Source organism: Mucilaginibacter rubeus, from assembly GCF_003286415.2.
Lineage (GTDB): Bacteria > Bacteroidota > Bacteroidia > Sphingobacteriales > Sphingobacteriaceae > Mucilaginibacter > Mucilaginibacter rubeus_A.
The window spans coordinates 2,583,309-2,597,943 of record NZ_CP043450.1 but is presented as its reverse complement, the minus strand read 5'-3'; the positions used below and the strand labels follow the sequence as shown (position 1 = coordinate 2,597,943).

The 14,635-nt window shown below is 39.3% G+C and carries 14 protein-coding genes; 10 read left to right on the top strand and 4 right to left on the bottom strand.

Going from position 1 to position 14,635, the window contains the following annotated elements; genetic code table 11:
• Nucleotides 1-2: 2 nt before the first annotated feature.
• From DEO27_RS10605 to DEO27_RS10595, 3 genes are all read left to right on the top strand, one after another.
• Nucleotides 3-1,019 (top strand): type IX secretion system membrane protein PorP/SprF, encoded by a 1,017-nt coding sequence (locus tag DEO27_RS10605; RefSeq protein ID WP_112566666.1) that lies wholly within the window; start codon nt 3-5, stop codon nt 1,017-1,019.
• 242 nt (nt 1,020-1,261) lie between these two features.
• Nucleotides 1,262-1,660: a hypothetical protein gene (locus DEO27_RS10600; protein WP_112566669.1), complete on the top strand. Its 399-nt coding sequence runs from the start codon at nt 1,262-1,264 to the stop codon at nt 1,658-1,660.
• Between the two features lie 18 nt (nt 1,661-1,678).
• Nucleotides 1,679-1,912, top strand: coding sequence for a hypothetical protein (locus DEO27_RS10595; RefSeq protein WP_112566672.1), 234 nt, complete (start codon nt 1,679-1,681; stop codon nt 1,910-1,912).
• A gap of 57 nt (nt 1,913-1,969) precedes the next feature.
• Here the strand turns inward: DEO27_RS10595 and DEO27_RS10590 are convergent, their stop codons facing one another.
• Both DEO27_RS10590 and DEO27_RS10585 read right to left on the bottom strand, forming a co-directional pair.
• Entirely contained in the window at nt 1,970-3,364 is a 1,395-nt protein-coding gene (locus DEO27_RS10590) for an arginine decarboxylase (protein ID WP_091206294.1), read from the bottom strand.
• A gap of 232 nt (nt 3,365-3,596) precedes the next feature.
• Nucleotides 3,597-4,577: a GlxA family transcriptional regulator gene (locus DEO27_RS10585; protein ID WP_112566675.1), complete on the bottom strand. Its 981-nt coding sequence runs from the start codon at nt 4,575-4,577 to the stop codon at nt 3,597-3,599.
• Nucleotides 4,578-4,737: 160 nt separating this feature from the next.
• On the opposite strand from DEO27_RS10585, the gene DEO27_RS10580 reads away from it, so the two are divergent.
• From DEO27_RS10580 to DEO27_RS10570, 3 genes are all read left to right on the top strand, one after another.
• Nucleotides 4,738-5,160, top strand: a complete 423-nt coding sequence (locus tag DEO27_RS10580) for a DoxX family protein (RefSeq protein ID WP_112566982.1) — start codon at nt 4,738-4,740, stop codon at nt 5,158-5,160.
• 61 nt (nt 5,161-5,221) lie between these two features.
• The gene (locus DEO27_RS10575) at nt 5,222-5,797 is read left to right on the top strand and encodes a dihydrofolate reductase family protein (RefSeq protein WP_112566678.1); all 576 of its coding nucleotides are present in this window, start codon (nt 5,222-5,224) and stop codon (nt 5,795-5,797) included.
• Between the two features lie 106 nt (nt 5,798-5,903).
• On the top strand, nt 5,904-6,227 hold the full coding sequence (locus tag DEO27_RS10570) for an HTH domain-containing protein (RefSeq protein WP_112566681.1): 324 nt from the start codon (nt 5,904-5,906) through the stop codon (nt 6,225-6,227).
• Here DEO27_RS10570 and DEO27_RS10565 read toward each other — a convergent pair.
• Nucleotides 6,209-7,483: a hypothetical protein gene (locus DEO27_RS10565; RefSeq protein WP_146749954.1), complete on the bottom strand. Its 1,275-nt coding sequence runs from the start codon at nt 7,481-7,483 to the stop codon at nt 6,209-6,211. The genes DEO27_RS10570 and DEO27_RS10565 overlap by 19 nt on opposite strands.
• A 158-nt stretch (nt 7,484-7,641) precedes the next feature.
• Here DEO27_RS10565 and DEO27_RS10560 point away from each other — a divergent pair, with 158 nt between their 5' ends.
• The 3 genes from DEO27_RS10560 (at nt 7,642) to DEO27_RS10550 (ending at nt 11,630) form a co-directional block, all read left to right on the top strand.
• Entirely contained in the window at nt 7,642-8,013 is a 372-nt protein-coding gene (locus DEO27_RS10560; RefSeq protein WP_112566687.1) for a hypothetical protein, read from the top strand.
• 67 nt (nt 8,014-8,080) lie between these two features.
• Nucleotides 8,081-9,469 carry a serine hydrolase gene (locus DEO27_RS10555; RefSeq protein WP_190295373.1) on the top strand — a complete coding sequence of 463 codons (1,389 nt, stop codon included), beginning with the start codon at nt 8,081-8,083 and terminating at the stop codon, nt 9,467-9,469.
• A 424-nt stretch (nt 9,470-9,893) separates the two neighbouring features.
• Complete coding sequence (locus DEO27_RS10550; RefSeq protein WP_112566693.1) at nt 9,894-11,630, top strand: phospho-sugar mutase; 1,737 nt, start codon at nt 9,894-9,896, stop codon at nt 11,628-11,630.
• A gap of 73 nt (nt 11,631-11,703) precedes the next feature.
• On the opposite strand, the gene DEO27_RS10545 is transcribed toward DEO27_RS10550, so the two are convergent.
• Entirely contained in the window at nt 11,704-12,132 is a 429-nt protein-coding gene (locus tag DEO27_RS10545; RefSeq protein WP_112566696.1) for an RNA recognition motif domain-containing protein, read from the bottom strand.
• A gap of 440 nt (nt 12,133-12,572) precedes the next feature.
• On the opposite strand from DEO27_RS10545, the gene DEO27_RS10540 reads away from it, so the two are divergent.
• On the top strand, nt 12,573-14,183 hold the full coding sequence (locus DEO27_RS10540; protein ID WP_112566699.1) for a DUF6377 domain-containing protein: 1,611 nt from the start codon (nt 12,573-12,575) through the stop codon (nt 14,181-14,183).
• Nucleotides 14,184-14,635: the final 452 nt, after the last annotated feature.

The window sequence follows — 14,635 nt, the reverse complement described above, 5'->3', positions numbered from 1 at the left end:
AAATGAAGCGAATTTTATATACTTTAATAATCATTGCTACGGCAGCTCAGTTAGTAAAAGCTCAGCAACGACCGCAGTACACTCAATACGTATTCAATAACTACCTTTTAAATCCTGCATTAAGTGGTATAGAAAACTATACCGATGTAAAATTAGGTTACCGGAGCCAATGGACTGGCCTTGAGGGAGCGCCGGTAACTTCTTACGTCTCGGTGAATGCCCCTATAGGCAACAGGTTTTTACAAGGGGATGCTACCGCGTTTCCTGCCGGTGGCGGTTTAAACCCTTCAAGCAGGTCATACACTCAAAATTATATGGCTGCCGAGCCACATCATGGTATTGGTTTAATGGTAGTATCTGATAAAACGGGGCCCATAACACAAACCAATATTGATGCTACATACGCATATCATCTTGGCCTTACCGAAACATTAAACTTAGCTGTAGGTGTATCGGCTGGTGTTAGCCACAATGTGATTGATGTAAGTAAACTTACTTATGTTGATCCTAACGACCCTACTATCAACAACATCACAGGCTCACAATGGAAACCCGATTTAGGAGTGGGGGTATGGGCATATTCGTCAAACTATTTCTTCGGGGCATCTGTTCAGCAGATCCTGCCACAAAATTTATATGTAACCACATCTACAACAACAGTTCAAAATAAAACCGTACCACATTATTTTGTAACAGGCGGTGTTAAGCTTTTTGTATCTGATGATATTACATTAATGCCTTCGGCTTTGCTTAAATTTATAGCGCCTGTGCCGGTAACTTTTGATGTAAATATGAAAATGTCCTTCCGGGACAAGTTCTGGATTGGTGGTTCATACCGTCGTAACGATTCATACGCTGCATTGGTTGGGTTTAATTTAAACTCATTGATCAATGTTGGCTACTCTTATGATTTTACAACATCTGCCTTAAATACAGTAAGTCATGGTTCGCATGAAATTGTATTAGGCATCCTGCTCAATAATCGTTATAAAGTAACCTGCCCTCAGCATACTTTTTAATTTTTAAAATCGTTTTTAAATTATATGCTTAATTCACTTTAACAGAGCGAATTGTGTTACGCAATAGCATGTTATTATTGGGTTATCTTAAACCGTTGCGGATGCTTCTTCCCTAATTAACAAAAGCAATTTGACAATCATCGCTGTTGAGTTTATATGAAATATTGTTTCTTAAAAAGATAAAAATTAAAACAATAAAATTGTTTTGTAGGTTTATTTAATAACAACTAAAATTAAAACCTATGAACACCAATAATGAGAGCTGGGATAACCAGAATAGTAACCGCAACGATTTTGAGAATCATACCAATTCATTTTCAGTGAATGGCGACCAAGCCCATGCTAACCGGAATCTTGAAAACGATGATGATTTGGATGAGGCGGATGACATAGTAGATTATGACGAAAAACCTGAGGTAGAAAATCCTGAAAAAGAAAAGGTAGGGACTCATAGTCAATCCGAGGTTGATCAGCCAAATAAAAGTGCAGACGCATCGTTTAGTGAACAAACAGACGTAACACCACCGAATAAAAAAGAATTCCCTTCAGTAGGGCCGGCTAAAACCGATTTTGAAAGCCGTCCGCAAGGCCGTACAACTGGCCGTATGGTGGGTCATGAACCCGGAACCGAAGGGATTTAGGAATAGGAGGAAATAATCATGAGTGATTATCGAGACGATCATTCTGCCTCCGGGCAGGATAACATTAAAGAGATAAGGGAAAGTGGTATAACCGGCAGTGATAACAATACCACCCGGATCAATCCCTGCCTCGAAACAAAAGGTCCTCAAAAAATGAACTTTAGAGTTTTACATGAGGATGGCAGCCTGGCAGATCTTCCAGATCAAAATGTTGAAGGCGCCGGTGTCGGAGATGGCACCATAGGTCGTTAAAAAGAAAAGGTGGCTGATATGGCCACCTTTTCTTTTTTTCATGCTGATATTATGCCATTAAGTAGTATAACCCAGAATTTTTAATACCTGTTTACTATTTTGTTCTTCGCCAAATACTTCAAAGTTGAAAGTTTCATCCCTGTTACGGCGAATGATTACATGCTTAGGTGATGGCAGCAAGCAGTGGTGGATACCGCCATAGCCACTTAGTACTTCCTGGTAAGCTCCTGTATTAAAGAAACCTAAATACTGTACCTTACGGGTTTTAGGCATAAACACGCTATTCATGTGCGCTTCCTGATTGTAGTAATCCTGACCATCACAGGTGATACCACCAAGGTTAACACGTTCATATTCCGAGTCCCAGTTATTAACCGGTAACAGGATGTACTTTTGATTTAATGCCCAAACATCAGGAAGGTTGGTGATGAACGAACCATCAAGCATTAACCAACGTTCGCGATCATTCTGTTGTTTGCGGCCTAATACTTTATACAGGATACCTGAAGCTTCAGCCACAGTATATTTACCAAATTCGGTGATGATATCCGGTTCCATGGTATCATGCTCGGCACAGATCTCTTTAATACGGCTCACGATCTCGTTGATCATGTATTCATAATCAAAATCAAAAACCAGCGAATCTTTAAATGGCATACCACCGCCAATATCAAGCGTATCCAAATGCGGATTTACTTTCTTGAATTTGCAATAAAGCGTTACATATTTCTCTAACTCGTTCCAGTAATATGGTGTATCTGAAATACCAGAGTTGATAAAGAAGTGTAACAGCTTAACCTGGAAGTTAGGGTTATCCTCGATTTTATTATGATAAAAATCTATAACATCTTCCATACGTACACCTAAACGTGAAGTATAAAACTGTGAATCTGGCTGCTCTTCGGCCGCTATACGGATACCCAGGTTACAAGGTGTATCCATCTCAATTTCATCGTCGTAAAGGTTAAATTCTTCTTTATTATCTAATACCGGGATGATGTTTTTGAAACCATCATGCAGCATGTCGATAATATATGTTTTGTATTGGAAAGTTTTAAAACCGTTACATATTACGGTAATATCCTTTGTTACGGTGCCTTTTTTCTCTAATGCGTCGATCATTGGCATATCAAAAGCCGATGATGTTTCCAGGTGGATTTCGTTTTTCAGGGCTTCTTCAACAATGTGCCTGAAATGCGAGCTCTTGGTGCAATAGCAGTATTTATAGCTGCCGCGATAATTGTTTTTGATGATAGCCTGTTGAAACAACAACTTGGCCTGCTGGATCTTTTTGGAGATCAAAGGCAGATAAGTAAAGCGTAGGGGGGTACCATACGTTTCAATCATCTCCATCAAATTTAGGTCCTGAAAGTATAGCTCATCGTCGATGATCTCAAAACCATCTTGTGGAAAGCCTACACTTAAATCAAGAAATTCCTGGTAACTCTGCATCCTTTAAAATTTTGGGGCAAAAATGTAATTTTTAAACGGAATATTTGGCTATTTGTTAGGATTAATTTTATTGACAGAATGTAATGTTTTTGCAGTGAAAAATCACCCGCTCATTAGCCATTGTAATACAGTGGGTTACATTCAATAATCCATGGAAATTTTCGATAATAATGAAACTATAATATAGCTCATTAGGAGGGTATATAATCACTAAAAATACCGGCAGGCGTAACTATGCCACCGCAGCCTCTTTATTGTATTTATTTCGGTAATCAATTGGCGATAATCCGGTGATTTTTTTGAAAACCGTACGGAACGCTTTGGCATCGGTATAACCAACATCATACATTACTTCGTTGACGTTTTTCGGGGTGCTTTCCAGTTGCTTTTTTGCGGCTTCAATCTTCACTCGTTGAATATATTCAACCGGCGTATTGTTGGTAGCTTTCTTAAACCGGCGTTCAAAATGCCTGCGGCCTATGGCATATTTCGAAGAAAGGTCTTCAACCGAAATTTTCTCCGTTACATTATTTTCGATGTATTCCTGGGCTTGCTTGATCGGATCATCCTCATGCTTCTTTTGCCCGGTGAACATTGCAAAAGGCGACTGACTTTTCCGGTCTATTTCCAGTGCATAGATCTTGGCGGCCATAATAGCTATGTCCCGACCTGCATATTTTTCTATTAACAATAGTAACAAACTCCAGTAAGATGTAGCGCCTCCACTTGAATATAAGCCTTGCTGTTCGGTAACAATGCGTCCGTCAACCAGTGTTACTTCCGGGAACATGCTTCTAAACTTATCCGCTGTGATCCAGTGGCTGGAACATTCTTTGCCATTTAATAATCCAGTAGAGGCCAGTATAAACGAGCCGATACACAAACTAACTATTTCAGCACCGTTTTTGTATTGATTGATGATCCATGGTACAAACTCCTGATTTATCTTTACTGCATTGTCCAGATCGCCGCTTATAGCCGGGATGATCACCATGTCGGTTTTTCCCAATTCACTCATCAAAAGATCGGGGTGAACCGAGAACATGCCACCATGCACTTTAACCTCTTTGGCAAGACCAATCATGTGCACATCAAAAACCGGCTGCCTGCCCACGGATTGTAAAAAGTCATTGGCTCCTGTAAAAATAGTCCGCGCGTCTACAATACTGGCTAAAACCGCTTCATTGGGTATCAGGATAGCAACATGTTTCATGCTTAATAATTGAATAATTGGTTATATTGGATAAAGATAGTAAACATCAAAGTCGCAATCAACCCCTTAATAAGTCCTTTTTGCGCATTACGCGGCTTTATACTCCGAGATAACTTTGTACCGTAAACAAATCAGTAATCACACAAAAAACAATATCATCATGAAACCAAAAACAATTAAAATTCTGTATTGGACCTTCACTACTCTTTTTTTATTGGCAATGCTTGGCGACGCTTATGGCGGCATTACCATGCAGCAGGCGGGCAAAGATTCATTAGCAAAACTGGGATATCCTATGTACCTGCTGGTAATTATGGGATCGGCAAAAATCGCAGGCGTGCTGGCCATAGCGCAAACTAAATATAAGGTAATTAAAGAATGGGCTTATTCCGGCTTTACCATCAGCTTTATAGGCGCGTTTTTATCATGGTTTGCAATTGGTGCCGGAGGTGCGATGCTTGTTCCGCCCGTAGTGATGTTAATCGTTATGTTCTTTACCTATTACTTATGGAAAAAATACGAGCAGGTAAAAGATCTTAACGTAACCAATACCAGGCTTGCGGGTAATACCGAACTGGCTTGATAATAAACTCTTTGCTTAATCCCGGGTTTATCTGCTAAACCCGGTTTACTTGTTTAATACCATGCGTAAACTCACAGTATCTCTCAATATTACATTAGACGGCTTCGTGGCGGCGGAAGATGAGGGACTTGACTGGCACTCGCCATACTGGACTGATGAAATAGCCGAAACTACTGCTGAGTTGTTAAGTAAGGCGGATACTATCTTATTAGGTAAAAATACCTACCAGGCCATGGCCGCGTATTGGCCTTTTCAGGCTAAAAGCATGAATTTCCCACGTACGGATATAGCTTATGCCGATATGATGAATACCTATCAAAAAGTTGTTATATCTTCAACAATGAACGCTGCGTGGTGGAATAATTCGTTACTGCTGAAAGGTGATTTAAGACAAATTATTGGAAACCTAAAAAAGCAAAACGGCCGCGATATTCTCACTTACGGAAGTATTAGCGTTGTTAAAAAGCTGGCGGCGGTTGATTTGATTGATGAATACCAGCTTTGGGTACACCCGGTAATTTTAGGTAATGGCCGGCCGCTCTTTAATGGGTTGAAAAGCTCATTACCTTTAAAATTGCTGTCGCAAAAGGTTTTTTCGTCAGGTGTTATTTTGATGGTTTATCGATCGCATGATTGATTATAAAGGATGACCCAATCCGCAGAGTTCATAAAAGGCATTTTTACTACTGACACACTGTTGTCAATAACCCTTAGCACATTTGTGTGAATAAATATAATGTGCTATGAATAGGGCCGACAGGTTGCTCAGGGTATTGGTGTTACTGCAAACCAGGGATGTGGTTTCTGTTGAGCTATTGAAAGCACAGTTCCATATCAGCACGCGCACCGCCTATCAGGACCTTGAGGCACTAAAACAACTAAAAATAACAGTAACATTTGAACCAGAAAAAGGCTGTTTTGTTTTAGTTGGAAGCTGTCCATCACCTGGCAACAACAGCGAAATTCTTTCTCAGCCAATGATGATTATTCCACCCGCTATAAAAAATGAGGTTTTGTCTGTTATTCCCCGCGAGTTTAATAATGATCCTCAAAACTCATCGTCGTAGTTTACTTTTCCATTGGTCAGTCGCATATAATCTACCGCTCCGGTGCCCTGGAAGCGATAAACAATCCCGATTATTTTGGCCCGGCCAATACCTTTATCTACTGTGTAAACCTGCTTATTATCAATAAAAATTTGTGCCTTGCCATTGTGGGATACTATTTTGAGCGGCACATATTTCTCAAAATCAACCCCAAAGGCAGACAGATCGTGCTTTTTGCCCGATACTTCGTAACCCGCAAAGTACATATCCAAATCGGATACACAACCTTTAGCACTCAAGGGAATCCAAATAGCTGTGCCTTTGCACAGGATATAGATAGTGCTCGAGCGGCACGCAGCTGCGCCTTCGTTGTAATTATTTTTTACCGATGTTTCAAAAGTGAAATCATCGCTGTAGATCTCCCCAAAATCTTTCACATTGGTATAAACCACATAGGGAGGGGTAGGTTGCATTGGAATATTTCGCTCCTTGATCTTTGCGGGCGGCAGTGAAAGCTTACCATCTGCCATTGCATCCTTTTTTTCATAATAAACAGGCACTGGCTGCTTTTCAACTACAGGCAGCCATCCATTTGATTCAACAAACAATTCATGCTGTTTTACAATTTTACCGCCTACAATGAGCTTGGCGTAATAAAAATCAGGAAAGTAATAGATAGAAGTATGCTGATGATCGTTTTTTGAAACATTAACCCGCAGATGTCTGTCCCATGATTGCTGGATAGCAACTGAATCGTAAGGAGATTTAGTCGCGTCAAAATCAAATACCACCGAATTAGGCAAACCAGAAGTAATCACTTTTTTACTGCTGAAACTATAATCCTTAGCCACTATTGGCGGTGCAGGGCGTTCGGTGCGTGAAGCTATGATCACAACCAACAAAATCCCCATTAAGGTTAAAACACCTAACGCATAAGGCAGGGACCAGAATGCCTTCTTTACCGGCTGTGATTTAGTTTTTTGTTGTTCGCCCGGTTTGCCAACCGGAACAAATTGAGTACTGAAAGCCCTGAAATTTTCGTAACCTAAAAATTGCACCAGGGTATCCATAGTGTAGGTATTTGGCAGGCTGTCATATTTAACCTTGCCCCAGATGCGCTTCAGCGTAACATGACTTATAGACGCGCCTGTCTTCTCGCGGATCTTTTCGCTTAGGTTTATAAAATCCTGGTTTTTCCAGTTTGTGCTGTCACCCCAGCCGGTGAAAGTCTCGTATTGTTTTATCAGTTCGGTAATCAATAACTCTTGTGCGGGCATATCCATTGGTCAAAAATAGCCGGTAAACAGGTTCAAATACTATTTGTACAGGCTTGTACCAACTTGTACAAGCTGTGAATTGCGATCGCCTGACAGGCAAACTAATTTTATCAGCAATTAAAATATTTAAACCTAAATATACTATAACTTAACCAACAATGAAACAAGTATTAAGCAGGAGTGGCGCATACATTTACGCAACGGTAATGTTTATATTCGGCATTCAGCATTTTATGTATGCCGGTTTTGTGGCAACCCTTGTGCCCGGCTGGATCCCTTTCCACCTGTTTTGGGTATATTTTACCGCCGTGGCGCTAATGGCTGCAGCCGTAAGTATCTATGTTAATTTATACGCTCAATGGGGCTGTTTTTTGCTGGGATGTATGATATGGGTATTTATATTAACCATACACATCCCGTTGCTTATCAACAGTCATTTCGACGCTGGTAAAATAACCAATGCCATGAAAGATACCGGGCTTGCATCATGCGCCTTTATACTCGCGGCATTATATGAACGGGAGAGTTAATTAATACCGAAATAACATGTAACATAAATGTGTTTGCTGTAGTCTCTTTACTATGAATCTGCACATTATGAAATTGAATTTAAAGTACGGCTTTTTATTCGCGATGCTTGCCTTGGGTACAGGTAAAGCCTTTGGTCAGCAAAGCAAGGTTGCTAATATTGATACCTTAATTCAAAGGGCAAACAGGTTAGGCTTGTTTAGTGGTAATGTTTTAGTTGCCGATCATGGAAAAGTTATTTATAAAACGGCCATCGGCTATGCTGATGCTGCCAAAACCATCAGACTTACAGATCAGTACCGGTTTCATATAGGATCAATAGCTAAAGAATTTAACGCGGTTGGCATTATGATGCTTGAAGAACAAGGTAAGTTAAGCCTGGACGACAAAGTATCTAAATACCTGCCCCAACTGCCCGCATGGGCAAGTAAGATCAGGATCATTAACCTGTTACAGTACACCAGTGGTTTACCTGATGTGAAATGGAAAACGGCAAAGAACGACGCCGATAATATGGTCGATTTAATGAAGATCGACTCGCTGGATTTTGAGCCCGGTAAAAAGTATGCCTATAATAATAACAATGTTTTTCTGCAGCGACGCATTATTGAGAAGATAACAGGCATCAGCTTTAAACAATTTGTTGAGGATTATGAATTAAAGCCAGCTGGCATGAATACAGCGATTGTTGACCCCACCGAAAACGACAAGCTCATTGCCCGGTCATTTAACAATGATGGCAAAACCGACGACCTTGTTTATCCAATATCCGGCTGGACAGCAGTAACGCTCGACGATTTTTACGCCTGGGCAAACGCGATAATTAAATTTAAACTGATAAGTCCCGTTGCTACCCGCGAGATCATTAACGGCGTAACCCCTGGAAGGCAGTCGGGTCTTGGCGGTGGCAGCATGGATGGCGATAAAATGATTAGCCATGTACATGACGGCACCTCATTAAATTACCAGGCTTTGCTGGTAAGTAAGGTGCCCGAAGGTGTTACCATTATTTTAATGACCAATAACAAGCAGGGAAACCTGTATTCAATTGAAAAATCCATTGAGGCCATTTTAGATGGTAAGCCTTACGCACAGGTGAAAAGATCGTTCCTGGATACATTTAGCGCAAAGCTGGATTTGATGAGCGGCGAGCAGATTATCAGTTTCTATAGTGACCTCAAAACCAAACATGGTAACGAATACAGTTTTGACGATGAGAGTACTTTAAACGAAACCGGTTATTACTTAATGAGTAAAAAAAGGCTGACCGATGCCGTTCGTATTTTTGAATATAATACCCAGCTATTCCCAAAATCGGGCAATGTGTTTGATAGCCTCGGCGAGGCTTATTACAATCAGAGTAATAAATCATTGGCCTTATTGAATTATAAGAAGTCGTTACAACTTGATCCGGCAAATGAAAATGCCAAAAAGTTCATAACCGAATTGGATAAATAGGGGAGCCTGCAATAAAAAGATAAGGGGTTTATTGGCAGGCTGAATTTTTCTAAACACTTACCAACTCCTATATATCCGTCTGTTAATGCCGGTTTGCTCAGGCAAGCCGGCTAACGGGCATTATATCATTGAGTCAACAATTATCTCTTTATCAATGCCAAGCTACCGTCGGTTAAACCTATATAAAACGGGAGAGAGGCGCCCGGATATCGGATCTTTCAAAATCTGCAAACTTTATTGATAGAATGTTGTTTTCAGAACAAAATTAAACCACGTTGTTTAAGTAATATCAGCTCAAAACTTATTCATTTTTGGGCTGGCATATTTAAAAAGATGATTTAACTTTAAGGCGTTCTTCATTGGTTATTTATCGCCATATTTGAAGCAAAACCGAACCAGATAATTTGAAAACATACAACCACTTATGCAGGAATTAGACCCCACCATTCTTCAAAAAGCAAACTCATGGCTTCAAGGAAATTATGATGCTGATGTAAAGCAGGAAATCCAAAAGTTAATTGACGATAAGGCATACACCGAACTGACTGATTCATTTTATCGTGATCTGGAATTTGGTACAGGCGGCCTTCGCGGCACTATGGGGCCAGGTTCAAACCGTATTAATAAATATACCATAGGTGCGGCAACTCAAGGTTTAGCTAATTACCTTAAAAAAACATACCCGGGCGAAAAGATTAAGGTGGCCATAGCTCATGACAGCCGTAACAATGCTGATTTTTTTTCTACTATCACTGCCGAGGTTTTCTCTGCTAATGATATCCATGTTTATTTTTTCAAGGCGCTTCGCCCAACACCCGAGCTTTCATTTGCCGTACGCCATTTAGGTTGTAAAAGTGGTGTAATGCTTACTGCATCTCACAATCCTAAAGAATATAATGGCTATAAAGCTTATGGCGCCGATGGTGGCCAGTTTGTTTCGCCTCATGATAAAGCCGTAATGGATGAAGTTGCAGCTATCAGCAGTATTGATGAGATCAAATTCAATCGTGTTGATGCTAATATCGAAGAAATAGGGGAAGAAATTGATGAACTTTACCTGAGCAAGATCACTGAACTTTCTGTCTCGCCTGATGCTATCGCGCGTCAAAAAGACCTTAAAATAGTTTATTCTCCAATTCACGGTACTGGTATAACTTTAGTACCGCAAGCCTTGGAAAGATTTGGTTTCGAAAACGTGATCCTGGTTGACGAGCAAATTACTCCCGACGGTAATTTCCCTACAGTAGTATATCCAAATCCGGAGGAGAAAGAAGCTTTAACACTTGCTCTTAAAAAAGCGCAGGAAGCCGACGCCGATCTTGTTTTGGCTACAGACCCTGATGCCGACCGTGTTGGTATAGCTGTAAAAGATACTAATGGTGAGTTTATCCTGCTTAACGGTAACCAAACCGGCGCAATGCTCATCAATTATTTATTAAGTGCCTGGGAAGAAAAAGGTAAGCTTACCGGTAAAGAGTACATCGTTAAAACCATTGTTACTACCAATCTTATCGAGCGCATTGCCGAAGCCAAAAACGTTACTTACTATAACACATTAACCGGCTTTAAATATATCGGTGAGTTGATGACCCATTTTGAAGGCAAACAAACCTTTATTGGCGGTGGCGAAGAAAGCTACGGTTATTTAATAGGCGAACTGGTAAGGGATAAAGATGCCGTTGTTTCAAGCGCGTTCATTGCCGAAATGACTGCTTATTACAAAGACAAAGGCAGCAGCTTGTTTGAGGCGCTAATTGATACTTATGTGCAATATGGCTTTTACAAAGAGAAATTGATCTCTTTAACTAAAAAAGGCAAAACCGGTGCTGAAGAGATCAAAGAGATGATGGAGAAATTCCGTACCAATCCTCCGGCTACTTTGGGTGGTTCAAAAGTAACTACGCTTAAAGATTACGAAAAACGCATAGAAACCGACTTGGTAAGCAATACAACCAAGCCGATTGAATTACCGGCTTCTGATGTTTTACAGTTCATTACCGAAGACGGAAGTATTATTTCTGCCCGTCCTTCAGGAACAGAGCCTAAAATTAAGTTCTATTGCAGCGTAAACGGAAAGCTTGATAGCAAAGAAGTGTATGCTGAAACAGATAAACAGCTTGACGCCAAGATAGCTTCTATCATGCAAGACCTTGGTGTTTAAACTGATAAACACACTATAAAAAAACCGGCTATTTGATTTAGCCGGTTTTTTTTTGCTTTATATTGAAAAACTTCTACATCGTTTTTCTTGGACGCCTTGGTCGGTCACCTGACGGCGACTGTTCGTTGCTATTACTACTTCTGTAATTACTTTGACTGTTGTAACTCCTGTTATCATTATTTCTGTTGCCGTAATTATTGCTTCGGTTATTATTGTTACCATAGCCGAAAGATTTACGTGGCGGCGGCGTTTTCTTAACAAAGTCGTCGTTTATTTTTACGCTTAATACCCGGTCGCCAATTTCGGTTCCATCCAAAGCAATTACTGCATTCTCAGCTCCTGTACGGTCTTTCATTTCAAGAAATGCGTATCCCTTGCATATTCTTGTCTTTTTATCACGTACAATTTTTATCGTTTCCACATCACCATGCGGACCTATCATTTTAACAAGTTCCAGCTCTGTCATTTCCAGAGGAAAGCCGCCTACAAATAATTTGACCATTTATAAATTGAGATTAAGATGATAGATAACCACCGTATACAAATTTCGTTTGATTTTTTTTAAATAAAGGATGTTTTTACGCTAAAAGCAAAGTTTATTTTCAATAACTGAGCTTTAGCAGAAAATTATGGCACAAAGGAGGTGTTTTGCTCCTCAAATAAATCACTACTCGTGATGTACTTAGGTGTGATGTAAATTTCAGATCGCTTTTCAAACAGAGTTAAAACTATCAAAAAAACAAAACTAAAACGCATTAGCAATGCTTCAATTCCATATATTTGAGAAGATAAACCAGGGAACAAGTATGCCATTGTTCTCGAAATGATAGCCCCTTAGTTGACGTTTTAATTAACTTATTAAGCATTTGATCTGTTGAGTTTGTGTATTGATTAAATTTCAATTAGTCGGCTGCATTATTTTTAAAAACCTTTACAATAAAAATGAAATACATTTTCTACCTGCTTTTTTCATTCATTAGTCTCTCAGCAAATGCGTTAACTGATACCAACACTTTACTTGAAGAACTAAAAAATGAAATAGCAAAGAAAAATGTATATGACGGGGCTAAAGATGTAAGGATCCAAAAACTAAAGGTATATCAATCCAAGCTTTCACAAACCGACTACGACGCCAGGTTTGATACCTGGGACAAGCTGTATACCGAATACAAATCATACCAGTTTGATTCGGCCTATGTTTATGTCGATAAAATGATATCGCTGAGCAAGGTAACCGGTAATAAAAAGAAAGAGTATTATAGCTATGTCAGGATGGCTTTCATCCTGCTCTCGTCAGGTATGTTTAATGAAACCTTTGATTATTTGCGTAAAGTAGACGTAAAGGTATTAAGTGATGTAGATAAGGTTGACTATTATTTTTTTTTAGGCAGATGCAATTACGACCTGGCAAAATACAGCAACGACAAATATTTCACTCCAGATTACATTTCTGCAGGGAATAAATACATTGATTCGGCGGTTTCGTTTTGTGGTAACGATCATATAATGCATACCTATCTGCTTGCATTGCAGGATTATCAGAAAAAAGACTACAAAGAAGGCCGTATACGGTTCAAAAAATTACTGGAAAGGGACATGCCCATTTCCATGCACCTCCGCGCGATGGCATCTTGTTCGTTAGGTGCCATCTGTCTCGAAGATAATGAGCCGGAAGAGGGTTTAAACCTGATGATCCGCGCCGCGATAGCCGATATAAGATCATCAACCCGTGAAACTGTAGCTTTGTTTACCCTTGCTGAGTTATTGTATAAACAGGATAATATTAAAGATGCCTACAGTTTTATTCAGCTTGCCAAAGCCGACGCCGACTTTTACGGCGCCCGACAGCGTAAAATACAAATAGGGGCCATTTTACCGTTAATAGCCGCTGCCGAACTTAATAATACTGAGCATCAAAAGAATCGCTTTCTGATGTTTTTGTTGATTATTACCGCACTTGCCATACTGGTAGCGTTTTTCCTGGTAATGATCGTTAAACAATTAAAAAAGCTAAAGGTTAAGGAAGCTATTATCGAAGGAAAAAATGTGCAGTTAAACCACATTAACGGCAAATTAATTGAAGATGCCAAAATTAAAGAGGAGTACATTGGACAGTTTTTTAAAGCTATCTCGGGATACATTGTTAAGCTCGAAAATCTCAAGATTTCGATTGATGCCAAACTCTCTATGAAGAAGTATGATGCTATTCATACATTTATAGATAACATAGATATTAAAAAAGAGAGGGAAAACCTGTACTACAGCTTTGACCATATCTTTTTAAAAATCTTCCCCAATTTCATTACGGTATTTAATAGCCTCTTTGCCGAAAAAGACCAGATCTGGCCCGACGAAGATGAAGTATTAAATACGGACCTCCGGATATTCGCGCTTATAAGAATGGGTATTGCAGATAATGAAACAATTGCCAAAATACTGGAGTATTCTGTAAACACAATTTACGTTTACAAAATGAGGATTAAAGCAAAATCTCTCCACCCTGATCAGTTTGAGCAACGCATCATGGATATCAAAGCTTTTGACTATGATTAACTTTTTTGTTACAATTAAGCACAAACGAAACCTGTAAGACCTCAAAATCTTACAGGTTTTTTAGCATAAAAGTATCATAAATGCATAAAAAAGCATTATATTTTTCACTCTGGTTTTTTATATAACTAATTGATTTAAAAGTTTTTAACTTTTAAAAACATCGAAAAAGTTTATAAAAACATTAAAATAAGTCATTTTCACCATTGTTAACCGTCGAAGGTCTTTTTCTGAGTTTATTTATAATTAAATTGCATTAGATTTTAACCAGATAATAATAGTAAACCTTTACATTTTTAAACGATCAGTTATTGTTAACCCTTAACCTGTACTAACCTGCTATCCGCTGGTACGGGCAAAGTTTTCGTAGCATTTATGCGTATGCTCAGGATATTATTTATTATGATACCCCGAACCATATCAGTATAATTTCGTATAAAGTGTTGGTACTCTTT

What these genes read in the sequence shown, in the direction of transcription:
- DEO27_RS10605 (WP_112566666.1), top strand. Translation starts at nt 3, where the DNA reads ATGAAGCGAATTTTATATACTTTAATAATCATTGCTACGGCAGCTCAG.
- DEO27_RS10600 (WP_112566669.1), top strand. Translation starts at nt 1,262, where the DNA reads ATGAACACCAATAATGAGAGCTGGGATAACCAGAATAGTAACCGCAAC.
- DEO27_RS10595 (WP_112566672.1), top strand. Translation starts at nt 1,679, where the DNA reads ATGAGTGATTATCGAGACGATCATTCTGCCTCCGGGCAGGATAACATT.
- DEO27_RS10590 (WP_091206294.1), bottom strand. Translation starts at nt 3,364, where the DNA reads ATGCAGAGTTACCAGGAATTTCTTGATTTAAGTGTAGGCTTTCCACAA.
- DEO27_RS10585 (WP_112566675.1), bottom strand. Translation starts at nt 4,577, where the DNA reads ATGAAACATGTTGCTATCCTGATACCCAATGAAGCGGTTTTAGCCAGT.
- DEO27_RS10580 (WP_112566982.1), top strand. Translation starts at nt 4,738, where the DNA reads ATGAAACCAAAAACAATTAAAATTCTGTATTGGACCTTCACTACTCTT.
- DEO27_RS10575 (WP_112566678.1), top strand. Translation starts at nt 5,222, where the DNA reads ATGCGTAAACTCACAGTATCTCTCAATATTACATTAGACGGCTTCGTG.
- DEO27_RS10570 (WP_112566681.1), top strand. Translation starts at nt 5,904, where the DNA reads ATGAATAGGGCCGACAGGTTGCTCAGGGTATTGGTGTTACTGCAAACC.
- DEO27_RS10565 (WP_146749954.1), bottom strand. Translation starts at nt 7,483, where the DNA reads ATGCCCGCACAAGAGTTATTGATTACCGAACTGATAAAACAATACGAG.
- DEO27_RS10560 (WP_112566687.1), top strand. Translation starts at nt 7,642, where the DNA reads ATGAAACAAGTATTAAGCAGGAGTGGCGCATACATTTACGCAACGGTA.
- DEO27_RS10555 (WP_190295373.1), top strand. Translation starts at nt 8,081, where the DNA reads ATGAAATTGAATTTAAAGTACGGCTTTTTATTCGCGATGCTTGCCTTG.
- DEO27_RS10550 (WP_112566693.1), top strand. Translation starts at nt 9,894, where the DNA reads ATGCAGGAATTAGACCCCACCATTCTTCAAAAAGCAAACTCATGGCTT.
- DEO27_RS10545 (WP_112566696.1), bottom strand. Translation starts at nt 12,132, where the DNA reads ATGGTCAAATTATTTGTAGGCGGCTTTCCTCTGGAAATGACAGAGCTG.
- DEO27_RS10540 (WP_112566699.1), top strand. Translation starts at nt 12,573, where the DNA reads ATGAAATACATTTTCTACCTGCTTTTTTCATTCATTAGTCTCTCAGCA.